The sequence below is a fragment of the Methylobacter sp. genome (assembly GCF_023227905.1).
Lineage (GTDB): Bacteria > Pseudomonadota > Gammaproteobacteria > Methylococcales > Methylomonadaceae > Methylobacter_A.
In genome coordinates this window covers 12,844-32,524 of the sequence record NZ_JALOCF010000002.1, presented here as the reverse complement: position 1 = coordinate 32,524, position 19,681 = coordinate 12,844, and the positions used below count along the sequence as shown (strand labels likewise).

General features: G+C 48.3%; 13 protein-coding genes. 11 read left to right on the top strand and 2 right to left on the bottom strand.

Features of this window, described 5'->3' with window-relative positions; all coding sequences use genetic code 11:
* The first annotated feature begins 90 nt into the window (after positions 1 to 90).
* From M0R47_RS00930 to M0R47_RS00910, 5 genes are all read left to right on the top strand, one after another.
* On the top strand, positions 91 to 843 hold the full coding sequence (locus M0R47_RS00930) for a glycerophosphodiester phosphodiesterase (protein ID WP_292549073.1): 753 nt from the start codon (positions 91 to 93) through the stop codon (positions 841 to 843).
* Positions 840 to 2,393 carry a glycerol-3-phosphate dehydrogenase/oxidase gene (locus M0R47_RS00925; RefSeq protein ID WP_292549070.1) on the top strand — a complete coding sequence of 518 codons (1,554 nt, stop codon included), beginning with the start codon at positions 840 to 842 and terminating at the stop codon, positions 2,391 to 2,393. Before M0R47_RS00930 ends, M0R47_RS00925 begins: the two co-directional genes overlap by 4 nt.
* Before the next feature lie 216 nt (positions 2,394 to 2,609).
* Positions 2,610 to 3,395, top strand: coding sequence for a hypothetical protein (locus M0R47_RS00920; RefSeq protein ID WP_292549068.1), 786 nt, complete (start codon positions 2,610 to 2,612; stop codon positions 3,393 to 3,395).
* Between the two features lie 46 nt (positions 3,396 to 3,441).
* Complete coding sequence (locus M0R47_RS00915) at positions 3,442 to 4,377, top strand: ABC transporter substrate binding protein (RefSeq protein WP_292549066.1); 936 nt, start codon at positions 3,442 to 3,444, stop codon at positions 4,375 to 4,377.
* Complete coding sequence (locus M0R47_RS00910; protein ID WP_292549064.1) at positions 4,374 to 6,386, top strand: TonB-dependent receptor; 2,013 nt, start codon at positions 4,374 to 4,376, stop codon at positions 6,384 to 6,386. Before M0R47_RS00915 ends, M0R47_RS00910 begins: the two co-directional genes overlap by 4 nt.
* Before the next feature lie 214 nt (positions 6,387 to 6,600).
* On the opposite strand, the gene M0R47_RS00905 is transcribed toward M0R47_RS00910, so the two are convergent.
* Both M0R47_RS00905 and M0R47_RS21825 read right to left on the bottom strand, forming a co-directional pair.
* Positions 6,601 to 7,902: a DUF917 domain-containing protein gene (locus M0R47_RS00905; RefSeq protein WP_292549062.1), complete on the bottom strand. Its 1,302-nt coding sequence runs from the start codon at positions 7,900 to 7,902 to the stop codon at positions 6,601 to 6,603.
* A gap of 450 nt (positions 7,903 to 8,352) precedes the next feature.
* A complete protein-coding gene (locus M0R47_RS21825; protein WP_366513151.1) occupies positions 8,353 to 8,460 on the bottom strand; it encodes a TRASH domain-containing protein in 108 nt (35 codons plus the stop codon).
* A gap of 96 nt (positions 8,461 to 8,556) precedes the next feature.
* On the opposite strand from M0R47_RS21825, the gene M0R47_RS00900 reads away from it, so the two are divergent.
* The 6 genes from M0R47_RS00900 to M0R47_RS00875 all read left to right on the top strand — a co-directional run bounded on the left by M0R47_RS00900 (position 8,557) and on the right by M0R47_RS00875 (position 19,625).
* A complete protein-coding gene (locus tag M0R47_RS00900; RefSeq protein WP_292549060.1) occupies positions 8,557 to 10,914 on the top strand; it encodes an alpha/beta fold hydrolase in 2,358 nt (785 codons plus the stop codon).
* 51 nt (positions 10,915 to 10,965) lie between these two features.
* Positions 10,966 to 12,105 carry a thiolase family protein gene (locus M0R47_RS00895; RefSeq protein WP_292549058.1) on the top strand — a complete coding sequence of 380 codons (1,140 nt, stop codon included), beginning with the start codon at positions 10,966 to 10,968 and terminating at the stop codon, positions 12,103 to 12,105.
* Entirely contained in the window at positions 12,105 to 14,435 is a 2,331-nt protein-coding gene (locus tag M0R47_RS00890; protein WP_292549056.1) for a 3-hydroxyacyl-CoA dehydrogenase/enoyl-CoA hydratase family protein, read from the top strand. Before M0R47_RS00895 ends, M0R47_RS00890 begins: the two co-directional genes overlap by 1 nt.
* A gap of 15 nt (positions 14,436 to 14,450) precedes the next feature.
* Complete coding sequence (locus tag M0R47_RS00885; protein WP_292549054.1) at positions 14,451 to 16,934, top strand: acyl-CoA dehydrogenase; 2,484 nt, start codon at positions 14,451 to 14,453, stop codon at positions 16,932 to 16,934.
* A 79-nt stretch (positions 16,935 to 17,013) separates the two neighbouring features.
* Complete coding sequence (locus M0R47_RS00880; RefSeq protein WP_292549052.1) at positions 17,014 to 17,721, top strand: phosphatase PAP2 family protein; 708 nt, start codon at positions 17,014 to 17,016, stop codon at positions 17,719 to 17,721.
* Positions 17,712 to 19,625, top strand: coding sequence for an LTA synthase family protein (locus tag M0R47_RS00875; RefSeq protein WP_292549050.1), 1,914 nt, complete (start codon positions 17,712 to 17,714; stop codon positions 19,623 to 19,625). Before M0R47_RS00880 ends, M0R47_RS00875 begins: the two co-directional genes overlap by 10 nt.
* Positions 19,626 to 19,681: the final 56 nt, after the last annotated feature.

Below are 19,681 nucleotides of genomic sequence, written 5' to 3'. Positions count from 1 at the left end.
CCATTAATAGGGCTCAATTTCAATTAGCTAAAAAAGCACTCATCGAGTACCTTGTGAGCTATTAAGTCAGGTTAATGAGGATATAACGCTATGAGCGACCAGAGTGCATGTTTGATCTTTGCCCATCGCGGCGCTAACAGGGAGGCCGCCGAAAACACCCGAGCCGCCTTCAATAAAGCGCTGCAATACCCGGTTGACGGCATTGAAACGGATGTGCAGTTGAGCCTGGATGGAGTGCCGGTACTTTGGCATGACTGGGAGCTGGATAAACTGGGCCATCAGGGAAAATGCATCGACGATTTTGATTTCGTGCAGCTTGAGCAAATGGATTTTACAGGATACTGCTCGCCCGATGCGCCGCCGGAAGGCGCGTTGAGCCTTAAGGAATTCATCGACACTTATCGGGGGCGTTGCGGTCTGGATATCGAGCTTAAAAGCCGCGACGGGGAATCGCCGCAGCGGCTGGAAAGCAAGATATTACAGATGTTGGCAATCATCGGCCCCTCGGCTGGCGATGGCGTGTTTATTTCTTCATTCAGTCTGCCCGGGCTGATTGCTGCCCATCAGCATGCGCCGGATTTTCCTCTTTATTATCTACTATCGGGTCACCACACTCAGGCCGACATTGAGCAGTTCCTGAAACAATACAATTTTCTTGCCGGCTTTTGCCTGCCCATCGACATCCATAATCCGTCTATTGCCAGTCTTTTGCGGGAGCAGGGCAAAGGCTCCGTAGTTTATACCTGTAACAGTGTTGAGGAAATCCAAAAGGCGCTGGACCTGAGAGTCGATATCCTGATTACCGATGACCCGCAGCTGGCGTTGAGGATGCGCGATTCATGAAGCGGGACTTTGCGCAACTGGCCGATCGGCATTTTGACGTGCTGGTTTGCGGCGGCGGCGTTTACGGCGCGTGGACGGCGTATGATGCCGCTTTGCGTGGCCTGAAAGTCGCCATTGTCGATCAAGGCGATTGGGCTTCGGGAACCTCGTCCGCTTCCACCAAGCTGATACACGGTGGCTTGCGCTATTTGGAATCGCTGGATTTCAAGCTGGTTAAAAAAGCCCTGCGTGAACGAGAAATGCTGCAACAAGCCGCGCCGCATCGCGTCTGGCCGTTGCGTTTTGGCGTTCCGGTTTTTAAGGGCGGGCGGCTAAACAGCGTCAGCCTGAAACTCGGTTTGATGCTTTATGATTTTTTGGCCGGAACGCTGGGCTCGGGCCAAGCCCATCGTCATTTCAGCCGGGCCGCGTTCATGGCGCGTTTTCCCTGCCTCAATCCTGCCTCATTAACCGGCGGGTTTACTTATGCCGATGCACAGACCGACGATGCGCGTTTAGTTTTAGAATTGGTTGACGGTGCGTTATCGGCCGGAGCAGTATGCGTGAATTACTGCAAAGCGACCGGTTTTATTGAAGACCAGGGGCAAGTTTGCGGCGTTACAGTTCAAGACCAGGTTGACGGTAAAACAGCAGCCGTCTACGCCCGGCAAGTCATTAATGCAATCGGCCAATGGACTGCTGAAAGCGGATGCCGATTAACCAAGGGCGTGCATTTAATCCTGCCAAAAATACTGGACGATGAAGCGTTATTGTTGACCGCTGAGTCGGACGGACGGGTGTTCTTCATAATCCCATGGTACGGAATAACGCTGCTGGGCACTACCGATACCGATTACACCGGCAATATCGATCAGGTGCGTGTCGAAGAGGATGAAGTCGATTATCTGCTGGCCGAGGCCAATCGTGTGTTGAAGGTGAGTTGGACCGAGGCCGACGTTATCGGCCGCTTCGCCGGGCTGCGTGTTTTAAAACAAAGCTCAAAAGCAATGCCGTCCGACGTCAGCCGTGACTGGGAGCTGAAAGTCGCCGATAACGGCTTGTTGACTTCGATCGGCGGAAAAATCACTTCGGCCAGGGAGGATGCGGCGCAAATCGTCAATACGCTTTGCGAGAACTTAGACGTCAACGAACCCTGTGCAACAAACGGCAAGCCGTTTCCGTGGTTATCCGGTCAGGATTATCGGCGATGGGCAGGTACGATTTTGCTCCAAGCCGCAACACTGGGCATAGACAAGGAAAGCGCCGAATGGCTGATACGGAGACACGCAAAACGCGTGCCGGTGATTTTTCAATTAATAGAGCAGGATGCTTCATTGGCACAGCGGATAACGCCTACGCTGCCTTTAATTTTTGCCGATCTGGTGTTTTGTGCCGCTAATGAAATGGTTGTGCATTTGGAAGATTTGCTCAGACGACGAATCCCGTTATTAATTCTGGCAAAAATGGCTCAGCCCGAATTGCGCTATCTTGCCGAGCTTGCTGCAAAAACGCTGGGCTGGGATGAAGTCAAGTTAAATTACGAATTTGAGGAGTGCGTCACAAAATATTAAGTAATAGATGATCCAGTTCACTGTTTTGAATATCCTAAGCGATTGTGGCAATGGCCTAATTGGAAGAGAATTACTAAGAGATCAATATATTTTCCGATGATTTATTTTTCTTTAACGGCTATTATTGCGGCTTCCTATAATTAAATAACTTTAAATGATTACCCCCAAAGGCTCCTTTTTAGTATTAACGTGCGGTTCTAACGGAAGATACTAGGAATGAAGCGCGTCTTTTCTGTCTTTTTTATCTGTTTTCTATTTATTGCCGGAAGCTATTGGTCTGCCCATTCCAATACAGGATCGGTTATCTATTTTTATAATCCTGAAACAAATATTAATAATTTTGCCACGCTTAAAACAGCTTTCGATACCTATCTGGTGAACCATGGCGGTTATTATTTTCAGCCTTTTGACAATAAAGAAAAATTTGAAGCAGTAGTCTATGAAAAGAAAGGCGATATTTATTTATTATCCAGCTGGCATTTAAAGGCCTTACAGCAAAAAAATGTGCCACTGAAAATTGCCTTGGTCGGCACGTCAAAGGGCAGCACCATGCAAAGGAAGGTATTGAGCACGAAAAAAGACATTGTCAATGTCAATATGCTCAAGAATACCGTGGTTGCCGGCGCAGGAAGTGAAGAATACATTCAGAGCGTATTGAAGCAAATACTCGGTAAAGAGCAGGAATCGCTGCTTAAAGACATCAAAATACTCATCGTGCCTAAAGATATAGATGCGATTATGGCGGTGGGTTTCGGAATGGCGACAGCCGCTATTTCGGCAGAAAGCAGCCTGGATAAACTGGCGATGATTAATCCCAATCAATTTAGAGAATTACATGGGCTAGGCTTTAGCGAAAAGGATTATTTATTGGTTGCGGCAACATTGAAAAAATCGGAGCAGCAAGAAGCGCCATTGCTAGAGATACTACGCAAAATGCCGGAGGATGCAGGCGAAGAAAATTTAAAGTTACTGGGCATAGATGGCTGGAGGGCGCTGCAGTGAAACGCTTCAATAACCGCCACGCATCTTCTCAAGACTGGAATCAACTATGAAAATAATAAATTTTTGTAAGGTCTTAATTCTATTAACTACTTTTCTGGTTAGCACCGGTTTTGCCCAATCAAATAAAATACTCATTATTAATAGCGATAATAGCGTTTTTCGGTATGAAACAATCGCTATAGAATTTAAAAAAGTTTTGCAGCAAAACGCTTATCAATGGATTGAGTTTAATTTAAATAGTCACGTCGATGCCGAAGTAAAGCTGAAACAGCTTATCCTGCAAGAAAATCCTGAGTTTATTTATTGCATAGGAACCAAAGCTTATTCGTTAGCGCGTAATCATGCCGAGAACAGGAAATTATTATTTTCAGCCGCCATTAATTGGCGACGTTTGGATGTTAGCGAAGGAACCTATGGTGTAGCCAATGAATTGTCGCCTGCGCAAGAAATATCATTGCTACGCTACTTCTTTCCTGCGATTAAAAACATTGGCTTACTCTACAATGACAAATTTAGCCGTGAATACGTAGAAACCATCAAGAAAGACGCGCTAGCCTTAGGCATCAATATCGTTAATCAGCCCATTAATGATGCGCAAGAGATCAGCGAGGCACTCAATGAATTACTGCCGAAAATAGAGTTGTTCTGGATTATTTCCGATCCGGTTGTTTTAAGCAGTAAGGCCTCAGTGCAGCAAATTTTCCAATCGGCGAAGCAGCAAAAAAAACCCGTCTACGCCTACAGTGATGTGTATATAGAGCAAGGCGCGGTCATGGCGATTTCTGCTGACCTTGCAACGATTGGCCGGCAATCGGCAAATTTAGCCCTGATGATGGATAAGGATAAAGTGCCGGAAGGGACGGTGCAAAGTCCTGCCGGTTCAACAGTGACTTTAAATAAATGCGCTCTCGATGCATTGCAACTCGGTTTTAATCAGGACGCTCTGGACTCGGTTAATAAGATCGTGGAGTGCGGGAAATGATTAAATATATAAACACGTCACTGATTGGCGCATTAATCTTGAATTCAGCCGCTTTTGCAGGCGCGGCAGCACCGAATGACGATCTTGAAAAGGAATTGGCCTATCTCGCCGCAGAAAGACAAGTCGTGGTCACGGCCTCGAAAATTGAAGAGAATGTGGACAAGACTGTCGCAACGACCACGGTTATTACCCAAGACGATATTGCACATATCGGTGCACGTAACTTACTGGATGTCCTGCGTTTGGTTCCGGGTATCGGCATTACCCAAACCCAGTTTGGTTGGCGTGAAATAGAGGTTCGTGGCGTTAAAACATTGGCTTCCGAAAAAGTGCAGATTATGTTGAACGGCCATCCGCTGGACCATAACCTGCAAAATGCCGGCAGTACTTGGGTTTACGACGATTTGCCGGTTGATACGATCAAACGTGTGGAAGTCGTGCGTGGTCCGGGATCGGCTTTATACGGCGCTAATGCTTTTCTCGCCGTCATCAATATCATCACCCAAGACGCCAAGGACTTGAATGGGCTGCAAACTTCAGCCGGGTGGGGCAGTTTCGATACCCAGCAATATCGTGCATCTTGGGGCAAGCAATTTGACAATAGCGCTGAAGCGGCGTTGCATTTTAATTTTACCGATACCAATGGCATTAACTCGCCAATTCCCGACGATAGTTTGAGTGTACAAGGACTCAATTCTTCGGCACCCGGCAGAAGCCAGCTTACGGAAGGTCGCTACGACTTGGAATGGCAGTTAGGTTATCAGGACTTTAAGCTGGACGGGCGCTATATTAACAAAAAAGCCGGCACATTTTATGGCATAGCATCTGTTCTTAGCGATTCCAGGACTCAACAAGATTATAACGATTACTTCCTGCGCTTGAGCCGAACCTGGAAGATTAAGGATAATTTCACGGTAGACACCCAGATATTTCACGATTTTTTTAGCTACGACAATATCTGGCAAACTGAACCGGACCAATTTATTCGTAACGGTGTTCAAGACACACGCACAGGCGGTGAAATTCAAGCTAATTATCATATTAGCGACGCTCAAACCTTGATCAGCGGATTTTCTTATGCAAAAGAACAGCAGGGTAATCTTATTGATGAAGCCGGGTCAGATCCGGCGAATATGGTGCCAGTTCCATTTACTACCGAAGAAAGAATACGCAGGCGCTGGGGAGTTTATCTGGAAGATGTCTGGGACCCGTTAAAGAACTTGCGTCTTACTTTAGGTGCCCGCTATGACCGATATAATGACTTTGGGGGTACATTCAATCCAAGAATGGGGTTTAATTGGGAGTTTATTAAAAATTATTCGCTCAAATTCTCTTACGGCACGGCTTACCGGGCGCCCGCTTTTGGTGAACTCGGCCTGGCCAACAATCCGGTGTTATTGGGTAATCCAGCGCTTAAGCCGGAGGAAGTTAAAACCTTTGAAACGGGCATTATTGCTCATCCCGTGGCGGGTTTAACGGCTCAGGCTACCTATTATCACTCGGCAATCAATCAAATTATCTCACGAGTTCCCGTTCAAACAGCGATTTCGCGTTACGACAATAATGGCAGCGTAGTAGCCGAAGGCGTTGAGTTGGAGACGCGCTATGATTTTGACGGCAATCTGCAAGGCTCCTATGTGAGCGCCAATTATGTCTTGCAGCATAGCATCCAGCTCAATCAACAGTTAGCGGATGTACCCCAACACCGCGCCAACTTGATAGCAAATTGGGCTTTCGATAATACCTGGAGCAGTTTTGCGCATGTCCTTATCAAAGACAGTACTTCACGCGATTTAGGTGACATGCGCAACGATGTGCCCGGATACGCCTTATTAGATGTGGGATTATTGGGGAAAAGTATGTTCAATAAGAAAGTTGACATCAGTTTTAATGTGTACAACCTCTTCGACAAACGATATTACGATCCGGCCCCCGCCAGCTTAAATTTTATCGGCGATTATCAAATGGCCGGAAGGGCGTTTTTTGGACATGTCAGCCTGAAATTTTAGCCTAAGGTAAAGAGTAATTGATGTTATGCAGCCATATAAAAACCACATGATGCAGAAAATTACGACCCTGGAGGTAGAGTTAATGCAGGGCAGCGTTGCAGTGTGTCGAGAGCGTCAAAAGCAGGCGCTTACTGTATGTAACCGGTACAACTTATGCGTTATGGTTTAACAAGAACAGCCTTGTAGGCTAGATCGCCCCCTACAAATGCTCAGATTATTTACGATTAGACATTAAATCTGACAGAGGGATATAGCTATCGGGAACAGGTACATGATCTTCGGGGAACGCGGCTAAGGTTTCTTGAATATTTGATAAAAACAAGCCCACAAGTACAGTATTTTGCAATTTTTCAAAAGCACATAGCCCGATAATACCAATCGATGTTCCTAACGATATGTTTTTAGGGTTTTTTTCAGGATCACTATTTATATCGGCATTTGACAATGGTTGAGCGTCTTTCCGGGCAAGCAAGTTTATTGAATCAGGCCCCATGGCAACATAGCATTTTCTTGTTGCGTTCCAGGCTAACAAGCTTTCATTTTTATAATAGATAAAAAATGTTTCAGCTTCATTTGATACGGTAATTTTACCCGCGTCAAAACCGCTTATTTCTCTCTCTTCCTTGTTGGTGATTATGCCTTCGAATAGTGTGTAATTGCGTACTGCCGAGCTGTCCAGGAACTTCATGAATTCATGGTAGTCTCTGGATTCAATAATATTTCGCCCCAGATTCCATGCAAGCCCCACTGTCCATTGATTAAATTTAGCCCAATTTTTGTCAGATAAAATTGAACAGTTTAAATCAGCGCCTTGCATTGGATAACAGGCCATACCCGCTAAGTTGTTATGAGACAAGGCGAAAAGCCGGGCTTGATTCTCCGCATCATCCGCATCTTCTGCCTGTACAATTATCTTTTGGTAATTTCCCGATTCGTCTGTATCGGACGTCAAGATAACAGGGTTTATGGACAATTTATTAATATTGAAGAGTGTCATGCTCAATTCCGGCATTGCTCTGCCACAGGGGTCGCCATTAATGACCTCTATGCCTTTTTTCGCTGAAATTATAAAAGGGATTAGGGTATTAATTGCTCCCATTTCAACGGGTATCAAATAGCCTAACGGTTCTTGACCGGATTGGGTTAGATGGTTATTCATTTCCAGAAAAGCGTTTAATGAAGCCGTTTGCCCGAAACCTTCAAACATTTTACCGGGTGAACCTAAAGTCGCTATAAAAGAGATATTTTTCGTTGCCTTAAGGTTATCTGGATTTACATAATGCATAACATCGGTGTCGTTAATCATGGTGTCAATAAATAGCCGGGCTAACCCGATTGATCCGCCGCCACCAGATGCTAAAAAACAGGCGCCATGTGCAATATAGCTAATATCTTTTTTCGTTAATTGATAATTGCCAGGGCCAAAATATTTCAATTGATGTTCAGTTCCAGCAGATTCTTTTTCCTGCTTGTCTTCATTAAATGATGATTCTTTAATTGAAATATTATTAAGCATAAAAACGCGTCCTTAAGGCAAATGAATGATGTCTGTTTCAATTGAAGTTTATCTTTGCTCATGCCGTAAAAATTTTATCTGCATAACCTGGGTAAAATGCCCCTCAGAAAAAACCAGTAGTGTAAGACATAAGTCGGCAATGTTGGCAAAAGCGCTGCCACTGCCGCTTTCAGCGTTTGTTGCGTGTATTGAAGAGATGCTTAACCTATGAAATAGACGTTCAACCGGCTGAGTTGATGGCTCTACCTGCGTATGCCGGATCACGTGAGCAAGTTTCAGTCTACATGCTTAACATCGAACTGGACAGGAGCTTGTTTTTCAGCAGGCATTAAGCTCATTTTAGGCCGCTAAAACCTGATTATTCCTGGATAGAGCGTAGAGCGGCCGCCTGCTACCGAATTTGATTATCGACAACAGGGGACAAGTGAAAATGTAAGCCGGCATAAGGGCTCAGGGGGCCGGCTTTTTAACTGTAAGGCAGCAGAAATAATATCTTCTACGTCGGGTTAGAGTTATTATCGGATTAACCGGCAGAAATCTCAGGCTGGTACTATGCAATTACCTCAATTGCTTTTAGGGCAGTTTATATTGAAAATGTGGATTTGGACAATGGTGGTTTCTTAAACGTCTACCTTATTAGACAAAGACGGTAATATGAATAAAACACTGTACCCCGATAACTGGCCGGATATAGATACCAAGCTCTACAATAGATCGGTCAAGTTGATTAATGCAGTTAAAAACATGCTGAGAGTTAAGCTTGATCTGCACGCCGACCCACAGCTCTTAGAAGGCGACATCTTTTTATTCAACCATTTCTCCCGCTTTGAAACTTTCATCCCGCAATTTCTAATTTACGAGCAAACCGGGGCTTACAGTTGCGCCATTGCATCCGGAGAATTCTTTAAGGAAGACAATGTGCTGTCGCGATACTTAAGGCATGTTGGCGTTTTTCCTCACGATCATAACCGACTGTTTCCGTTGCTGGTCGCGCAGATTTTGCGCGGTCGCAAAGTCATTATTTTTCCTGAAGGCGGCATGATAAAAGACCGCCGGGTTGTCGATAAACGAGGCTATTACAGCATTTATTCCCGTGTGACCGGCAACCGGCGCAAACTGCACACGGGGCCTGCGGTTTTGGCGCAGGGCGTGGAAACCTTTAAGGCGGCTATCCGTCACGCCCATAGCAAAAATAATGTTGCGCGGCTTCAGCAATGGAAGGACGCTTTGCATATCGACAGCATGGATCAGCTGATAGCGGTAGCGAATAAGCCAACGCTGATGGTACCTGCCAATATTACTTTCTATCCGATTCGCTCCTCCGAAAATCTGTTATTTAAAAGCGTTGAGCTGTTTTCCAGCGGCCTGAGCCTGCGCCAGTCCGAGGAATTGCTGATTGAAGGCAATATTATGCTGAAGAATACCGACATGGATATCCGCATGGGGGACCCGGTCGATCCTTGTTGGGCCTGGGACTGGCGAACCCGTTATCTGGTAGATAAATTCGTCAGGGAAATTGACACGATAGACGATGTCTTTGCGCTGAATTTCAGGCCTAAAAACTGGAGGCAACGCTTATTGAGATCGTATTTTATAAAAAATGCCGAACGTTCCCGCGACCGGTTCATGGAAGTCATTTATACCAATGTCACGATCAATTTAAGCCATCTGGCGGCAACCTTGATTATGCATTACGTCGAGCAGGGGCAGACGCATATCGAAAAAGACAAGTTCTACGGCATTTTGTATATTGCCATTAAGCACTTGCAAAACAATACGGTGATCCATCTGCACCGAAGCCTGCTCAATCCCGACGATTACAGCGATTTGTTTAAGGCCACTAACACACGTTTCGATTATTTTATGAGTGCGGCAAAAGAGGCCGGGCTCATCCGGGAAGATAACGACAATTACCATTTTTTGCCCAAACTCCGCGCCGAATCGGATTTTGATAACATCCGCCTGCAAAACCCGATCGTCGTTTACAACAACGAAGCCGCGCCGCAGCATTCCGTTCTTGAGACTTTGGTTAATGCGATAAACGAAAGCTCTCATACCGACAAAGATAAATTGGCCGCTTGGCATTTTGAAGATGAATGCCGCACTCTGGCATGGGAAAAGCAGACGTACTCTAAAATGATGTTTGACGATATCAGTTATGAGGAAGTCGCCATTGCCGACCCTTCGCCTTTTTTCATCCAGCCGGAGTTTGCCAACGGCTTCGGCGTTTTGCTGGTTCACGGCCTGCTTGCCAGTCCCGCTGAATTAAGGGCTTACGGTGAGTATCTGGTCACGCAAGGTTACACAGTATTGGGTATTCGGCTAAAAGGTCACGGGACATCGCCTTATGCCTTGCGTGAGCAGAGCTGGGAAGATTGGTACGGCTGTGTGCAGCGGGGTTTCGATATACTCAAGGTGCATTGTTCGCGTATTTTTGTTGCCGGTTTCTCCACCGGAGGGGCGTTGGCGTTAAAGTTGGCTTCCGAACACTACCCTGAAATGGTCGGCGTTATTGCCGTCTCAGTGCCGTTAAAATTCGTCAATCCTGCTTTTATGCTAGTGCCGCTGCTGCATGGCACCAACACGCTGGTCGAATGGGTCTCGGCTTTTGAGGGCATCAAGCCTTTTATTGACAATGAACCGGAACATCCGGCCATTAACTATCGCAATACCCCGGTCAGGGCGCTTTATGAGCTAAGGCGTTTAGTGGCGCAGATTGATGAATTACTGCCGCAGATCACCCAGCCTGCACTGATCTTGTATGGTGATGAGGACCCGATCGTTGCGCCCAAAGGCTCGACGATCATTATGGATAAACTGGGTTCCACGCATAAGAAAATCCAAGCCATAAAATCCCAGCGCCACGGCATATTAATGGAAAATATCGGCAATACCTGGAGCGTGATTGATGATTTTTTAAATGAGTTAAGCGCCGGACACAATGAAAATGTCCCGCTTAAAATTTTTGATTTGCCACGAGAGCACGAAGTACACGAAGATACAAAGCATTAGTATTCCTCGTTCCCGCTCATCGCGTGGAAACAACAAATAGAGGACAGCAAAATGAAAAATGTCGTTATCGCAGGATATTGCAGATCGCCCTTCACCCCGGCGCAAAAAGGTCAATTGGCTAAAGTGCGGCCGGATGATCTTGTCGCACAAATCGTTAAAGCCTTGATCAATGATGCCGGGGTCATTCCGGAGGATATTGAAGATTTGATTTTAGGCTGCGCCTTTCCGGAAGGCGAGCAGGGCATGAATCTGGCGCGTTTAGCTGTTCAGCTTGCCGAGCTGCCTGTCACCATAGCCGGCACCACCATTAACCGCTTCTGCGGCTCCTCAATGCAGGCCATCCATAACGCGGCAGGCGCGATTCAAATGAATGCCGGAGAAGTGTTTATTTGCGCCGGTATCGAGTCGATGAGCCGGGTGCCGATGGGCGGCTTTAATTACTTGCCCAATCCCAGCCTTTATAAAAACTATCCCCAAGCCTATATCAGCATGGGTGAAACGGCGGAAAACCTGGCCTTGCAATATCACATCGACCGGATGGCCCAAGACAATTTTGCTCTAGCTAGTCAGAAAAAAGCAGCAGCAGCCCGGCAAAACGGCTTATTCGCCGCTGAGATTATTCCGATTAAACGGGCTGACGGGGAAATTGTTGAACACGATGGCTGCATCAGGGCGGATACCTCTCTTCAGGCACTATCCGAATTGCAACCGGCTTTTCTTAAAAACGGCAGCGTAACGGCCGGAAGCTCTTCACCGTTAACCGACGGCGCTGCCGCCGTGCTGGTATGCAGCGAGAAATACGCGGACGCGCACGGTTTGGAAAAGCTCGCCCGTATCAAAGCTATAGCCGTATCCGGCTGTGCGCCGGAAATCATGGGCATAGGCCCGGTCAGCGCGACCTACAAGGCCTTGAAGAGAGCCGGTATGCGGTTGGAAGATATCGATATCATTGAGCTGAACGAAGCCTTTGCGGCGCAATCTTTGGCAGTCTTAAAGGAATTGCCGGTTCCGCTTGAAAAATTGAATCTGGATGGCGGCGCGATTGCTTTAGGGCATCCGTTGGGTGCGTCAGGCGCCAGAATAACCGGCAAAGCCGCCAGCTTGCTGAAACGGGAAAACAAGCAATTTGCGCTGGCGACGCAATGCATCGGCGGCGGCCAGGGTATAGCGACTATTCTGGAGGCTATCTAATGGACGCCAAGACAAGCGGCATCAAGAAAGTTGCGGTGATTGGCGCAGGCGTTATGGGCGCAAGTATCGCCGCCCATGTTGCCAATGCTGGTGTTCCCGTCTATTTGCTGGATATCGTGCCTAAAGACGCAAAAAACCGGAACAGCATTGCCGAAGCCGCCATTGCCAAATTACTCAAAGCCGAACCCGCAGCCTTCATGCATAAGAATTATGCCCGTCTGATCACTCCCGGCAACGTTGAGGACCATCTTGAGTGGCTGAAAGACGCCGATTGGGTTCTGGAAGCGGTGCTTGAGGACTTGGCCGTCAAGCAATCGCTGTATCAAAAACTGGAGCAGATTTGCCGACCCGATACCCTGATTTCATCCAACACCTCGACTTTGCCTTTAAAGCTGTTAACCCGCAATATGCCGGACAGCTTCAAACAGCGTTTCATGATCACCCATTTTTTTAATCCGCCCCGCTATATGCGCCTGCTGGAACTGGTTTCCGGCGCCGAGACCCGGCCGGAACTGGTTGATGCCATCCGCCGCTTCGCCGACACCCATTTGGGCAAGGACAGCGTGACCTGCAAGGATACGCCGGGGTTCATCGGCAACCGCATCGGCATTTACTGGCTGCAATGCGGCCTGCTGGAAGCGATCAAGCTCGGTTTGACTGTCGAACAGGCCGATGCGGTCATGTCGGCACCGTTCGGCATTCCCAAAACCGGCATATTCGGCCTGCTGGATTTGGTCGGGCTTGATCTGATTCCGCATATTCTGGACGGTATGAAAATGGCTTTGCCCAAGGGCGACGCGTTTCATCAAGTCAACACGCTGCCGCCGTTGATTCAGCGCATGATAGCCGAGGGTTATACCGGCAGGAAAGGCAAGGGCGGTTTTTACCGCTTGGATGAAAGCAGCGGGAAGCGCGTCAAGGAATCCATTAATTTGCAAACCGGCGACTATCACCCCAGCGAAAAATTCGCCTTGCCGAATTTTCCCAAATCGCAGGATGAACTCAGGGTTTTTTTGACTAACGACGACACGATTAGCCGTTTTGCCTGGCAAGTGTTATCCAATACGCTGGTTTACAGCGCCAGTCTGATTCCGGAGATTTCCGATGACATCGTGTCTGTCGATACCGCGATGCGGCTTGGCTATAACTGGAAATACGGTCCGTTTGAATTGCTGGAATGGATCGGCGTAGATTGGTTTGTCGGTCGGTTGCATGCAGAAAGCCGCGCGGTTCCGCTAGTGCTGGGAAGCCGTCAGAGCCTGTACAAGGTCGATAGCGGCAAACGTTTTCACGTAGATTTATCCGGCAATTACCAGCCCCTCCGCCGTACGGACGGCATCCTGCTGCTGTCCGATATTAAATTGCAGGCTCCGGCGCTGTTGGAAAACCCGTCGGCCAGCCTGTGGGACATTGGCGACGGCGTTGCCTGCCTGGAATTTCACAGCAAAATGAATACGCTGGATATGGATAGTTTGGCGATGGTTCGGCAAAGTCTTGAAAAAGTCAAAACCGGTTTTTCCGCGTTGGTCATCCATAACGATGCCGACAATTTTTCGGCCGGGGCTAATTTAACCTTGCTGATGCAGGCGATCCACAGCCAGGACTGGTCTGCGGTAGAGCGATTGATCAAACTGGGGCAACAGACCTATCAGGCCGTGAAATATGCGCCGTTTCCGGTGGTCGGCGCGCCTTCCGGTTTGGCTTTGGGCGGCGGTTGCGAAGTACTGCTGCATTGCGATGCGATTCAGGCTCATGCGGAGCTGTATATCGGCTTGGTGGAAGTAGGTGTCGGTCTGGTTCCGGGTTGGGGCGGTTGCAAGGAATATTTGCGTCGCTGGCTGGAATTTGCACGGCGTCCCGGCGGCCCGATGCCGGCAATTGCCCAGGCTTTTGAAACGATCGGCATGGCCAAGGTATCGAAATCGGCGGCGGAAGCCAAGGAGATGCTGTTCTTGTCCACGACCGACGGCATTACCATGAATAAAGACCGCTTATTGGCGGATGCCAAAGCTAAAGCGTTGTTGCTGGCGAAAGATTATACGCCGCCTAAATCCGCCGAATATCGTTTGCCCGGAGCCAGCGCCAAAGCGGCGATGGAGGTTGCCGTCGGCAATTTAAAATTGGCGGGCAAAGTAACCAACTATGATGTGGAAATCTCGCAGCAACTGGCAGGCGTGCTCAGCGGGGGGCAGTGCGACATCACCGAGCCATTAAGCGAAGACGACTTGCTAAATCTGGAATTGAGCGCGTTTTTGCATCTAGTCAAGCAACCCGGCACTTTGGTCAGGCTGGATCACCTTTTAAAAACGGGAAAGCCGTTACGCAATTAACTTAAGGAATATCCCATGAGCTGGTTAATCGTATTACTCATTGCTATCGGCGTTCTGGCTTATGTCAGGGCATCTCTGCGCCGGTCTACGCTGGTTCTGTTCGGGTGGTTAGGGCTTTATTCGCTGGTGCAGGGGCCTAGCGGTTTTGTATTCCTGCTCTGGCTTATTTTCAGCGTCGTTTTTGTCACGCTCAATATTCCGGCGATCCGCCAACAACACTTCAGTAGCATGGTTTTCAGGATCATGAAACGGGCGCTGCCGCAAATGTCGCAAACCGAACGCGACGCATTGGAAGCGGGCAATACCTGGTGGGATGCCGAACTGTTCTCCGGTCATCCCGATTGGAAAGTATTATTGGATTTACCTGCTCCGAAACTGAGCGCTGAGGAGCAGGCATTTATTGACGGCCCGGTAGAAACATTATGCAGCATGCTGGATGATTGGGACATTACCCATAACCGCTTTGACCTGCCGGATGAAGTCTGGGACTATATCAAGCGCAATAAATTCTGCGGCATGATCATACCCAAGCACTACGGCGGCTTGGAGTTCGGCGAGTACGCGCATTCCGAAGTGGTGATGAAAATTTCCAGCCGCAGCAGCACCGCCGCCGTTACGGTGATGGTGCCCAACTCCTTGGGTCCGGCCAAATTACTGCTGGCATACGGCACCGAACAACAGAAAAACCATTACCTGCCGCGTCTGGCAACAGGCGAGGAAATTCCCGCGTTTGCCTTAACCGGCCCACATGCCGGCAGCGATGCCGGAGCGATGCCCGATACCGGCGTGGTCTGTTACGGCCCATTCGAAGGCAAGGACGAGGTGCTGGGCATACGGCTCAATTGGGAAAAACGCTACATTACCTTAGGCCCGGTCGCCACGGTGCTGGGCCTGGCATTCAAGCTTTATGACCCGGAACACCTGATCGGCGACAAGGAAAACGTCGGCATTACCGTCGCCTTGATTCCCACTAATACGCCTGGTGTTTCCATCGGTAATCGTCACTTCCCGCTGAATTCCGCGTTCCAGAACGGCCCGAACTGGGGCAAAGACGTGTTTATTCCGATGGACTGGATTATCGGCGGCCTCGAGCAGGTCGGCAACGGCTGGAAAATGCTGATGCAGTGTCTCGCTACCGGCAGGGCGGTATCTTTGCCGGCGCTCAGCACCGGCGCGTCGAAAATGGCCAGCCGCAATACCGGCGCTTATGCCCGTATCCGCAAGCAGTTCAATCTGCCGATCGGCGAGTTTGAAGGCATTGAAGAGCCGCTGGCGCGCATCGCCGGAGAAACCTATATTATCGATGCGGCGCGTAAAGTGACTGCCGCCGCGTTGGACGACGGGCAGAAACCGTCGGTCATTTCCGCCATTATCAAATACGAGCTTACCGAAAGAATGCGCCGGGTCATTAACGATGCGATGGACATACAAGGGGGCTCGGGCATTTGTCTGGGGCCTAAAAACTATCTTGGCCGGATTTACCAAGTGATTCCGGTCAGCATTACCGTCGAAGGCGCCAATATCCTGACCCGCACCATGATGATTTTCGGCCAGGGTGCAGTGCGTTGCCATCCTTACATCCAGCGGGAAATGGAGGCCTTGGGCCACGAAGATCCCGAATTGGCGTTGCAGCAGTTTGATGAGATCCTGTTTGAGCATATCGGTTCAATGCTGCACAATCTGGCGGCCGGTTTTTGGCTGGGATTAACCGGCGCACGTTTTGTCAATGTGCCGGGCGATCACGATACCCGGCGATATTTCCGGCAGATTGCCAGACTTAGCGCCGGCTTTGCGCTAGTCACAGATTTTGCGTTGCTGACGCTGGGCGGCTCGCTTAAGCGCAAGGAACGTATTTCCGGGCGCTTTGCCGATGCCCTGAGTAATCTTTATCTGTGCTCCTGTGTGCTGAAACATTATCAGGATCAGGGGAGTCCCAAAGACGACTTGCCGTTGTTGCATTGGGCTTGCCAGCAAACCCTGCACCGCGCCCATCAATCTTTGCTGGATATTTTTCAGGCATTGCCTGCGCATACCCCGGCTGTCCTATTAAGGGCTACTTTCCTGGCCTTGCCTAGACGCACCTTGGCTTCTTTGCTCAGGTTTTTCCTTTTCCCCAGCGGTAAGCCCTATGCGCCACCCGCCGACTATTTGATCCACCAGACTGCGGCGCTGTTGCTGAAAGATTCTCCGGCCCGGGACCGCTTAACCCACGGTATTTACATTAATCATAGTCCCGATGACGCTACCGGCAGAATTGAAGTCGCCTTCCAGGCCGTGCTTGCCGCGATGCCTGTGGAAGCCAAGATCCATGCCGCGCAAAAGCAAAAACAGCTGCCCAAAGGCACGATCCTTGATGTACTGGATGAGGCGATAAGCAAGGCCGTTATTAGCAATAAAGAAGCCGAACTAATAGCAGCCGCCGAAAAGGCCCGATTTGCGGCCATTAGCGTGGATGATTTTAGCCCTGAGCAATTAATCAGCGGTGATGTTAGAATATAAAAACAATATGGCGGGTAGGCTTTTACCTATCCTGTATAACTTATACGGCTTGATAAATCCCATCAACTAAGGAAACCGTTTGCCGACTCAAATCCAGCTGGAGTTTGATCAATTTATCAAATCCCATTTTGCAATCCCTCTGATGCTCTTAATCTTTTTCTCAGGCCTGGAATTTACCCCGCTGGACCTATGGATCAGCCGGCATTTTTACGATGCAGAACTTCATCAGTGGATTTATAAGGAAAGCCTGCTGGCTGAAACTATTCTGCATACTGGCGGACAATATATTATTTATATAAGTGCAATCGGTATGTTGCTCTGTCTATTAGTGTCGCTCAGAACAAGCTCTGCTTTTCACCGCTATCGGCGTGAGCTGGTTTTTTTACTGGTCGCGAGCATCAGCGGACCGATTATCATCGCGCTGTTGAAAAACAGCACTCATATTTATTGCCCGTGGGATTTAGCCTTGTTTGGCGGCGATAAACCCTATGTGCGGTTATTCGATGACATTCCCAATAATTTGCCAATAGGCCATTGCTTTCCGGCAGCTCATGCGGGATCAGGCTTTACCTTCATCAGCCTGTATTTTTTCCTGATGGCCGTTAAGCCCGAATATAAGTTGTACGGCCTGTATTTCGGTTTGGCGTTAGGTTTTGTTTTCGGCGCAGCTCAGCAAGCGCGCGGGGCGCATTTTTTTAGTCATGATGTATTTGCGCTGGCGGTATGCTGGTTTTCATCATTACTGTTATTTATTTTATTTTTCAGGAAGCGGCTTAAATGGGCATAAACGCATTGTTTTCAAAGTCACGGTTCACTATTGTGTTGCTGTTTTTGTTGGTTAATTTAGGTGCTTTTGCCTTGCTGCGGGTGGTCTTGCTGATCAAGCAACTGGCCGATATCGATTCGCCCGTTTACCAGATAGTGCTGGCTTTCCTGATAGGGATGGTCAACGATCTGGCTTTTTTCAGTTATTTATTAATCCCGTTCGTTCTGTATCTCCTGGTGCTGCCCAACCGGATTTACCAAAGTAAGATTCATAAGATCATCAGCTTTGGGGTATTTATTACCTGTCTATACGGGCTGTTTTTTATCGAGTTATCGGAATGGACTTTTTGGGATGAATTTGGCGTCCGGTTTAATTTTATTGCCGTTGATTATCTGATTTATACCCATGAGGTAGTCAGCAATATTATTGAATCCTATCCTTTGGGCTGGCTATTATCGGGTATTTTAATTATTACCGTGCTTTGCTTCTTACTGGTCAGGAAAACGCTGGCGCGCACATTTACTGCCAGTGAATCGTTCCCGTCCCGGCTGAAAATTACCGGAGCCTTGCTGCTGCTGCCGGTCATTAGCTACGCCACCGTAGGGTCGGCATGGTACCAGTTCTCAGCCAATACCTATCTTAATGAATTGGCCGCCAACGGGCCTTATCAATTTTTTTCGGCATTTAGAAACAATGAACTGGATTACCGGCATTTTTACAAGGTTGGCGATGATCAGCATTTATCGAATGCCATCAAAAAACAGCTGGGTGCGGAGGATGCAGCCGGGAATTTATACAACATCAAACGCATAGTTAAACCGGTGGGCGAAGAAAAACGCCTGAATATTGTGTTAATTACCGTCGAGAGCTTAAGCGCCGATTTCCTGGCAACCTTCGGCAATAAAGAGAACATCACGCCATACATGGATGAATGGTTTAAAGAGGGGTTATTGTTTACCAATTTTTACGCGACCGGCACCCGAACCATTAGGGGACTTGAATCGTTAACCTTGTCCATTCCACCTACGCCCGGCCAAGCCATCGTGAAGCGGCCTGATAACGGCAATTTATTCAGCTTTGGCAGAGTGTTGCAGCAAAAAGGCTACGATACTGCGTTTTTGTACGGTGGTCGGGGCTACTTCGACAATATGAACGCCTTTTATTCCGGTAACGGTTACCGCATTGTTGATCAAACCGATTTCACCCAGGAGGAATTAACCTTTACCAATGCCTGGGGCGTTTCGGACGACATCATTTTTAACCGCACCCTGAAAGAAGCTGACCAGGATTTTCAAGCCAACAAGCCGTTCTTCTTCCAGATCATGACTACCAGCAATCATCGTCCTTATACTTATCCTGAAGGCAAGATTGATCTACCGTCAGGCAGCGGTCGGCAAGGGGCGGTGAAATATACCGATTTTGCGATACATCAATTTATCGAGCAGGCCAAAACCAAGCCGTGGTTCGATGATACCGTGTTTGTTATGGTGGCTGACCACTGCGCCGGTAGCGCGCGCAAAATCGAGCTGCCAGTCGATAAATACCATATCCCGTTGTTTATCTACTCGCCAAAGCATGTGCCGGCAAAAAGAAACGATATCCTGTCCAGTCAGATTGATGTCGCCCCGACCGTGCTTGGGCTTTTAAACGCCAGTTATGAAAGCCAGTTTTACGGTCAGGATATTATGCAGATGACCAAAGAGCAGGGCCGGGCATTAATTAGCAACTACCAGAAACTGGGTTTGTTTAAAGACAATAAACTGGTGTATCTGTCGCCCCAACAAAAAGTCGATGTGGTTGATGATCCTTTAGGTGCGCATAAGCCGCTCGACATGAATGCGGTCGCCTCATTGGTAACGGAAGATATGGCTTACTATCAGTCGGCGGATTATATCTGGGCGCATCGGTTGAGCCGGTATCAATAATATGGGCGTCTATGCCTTATAACCAAGCAAGTGAAACCCTTTTAAATGTACAAATA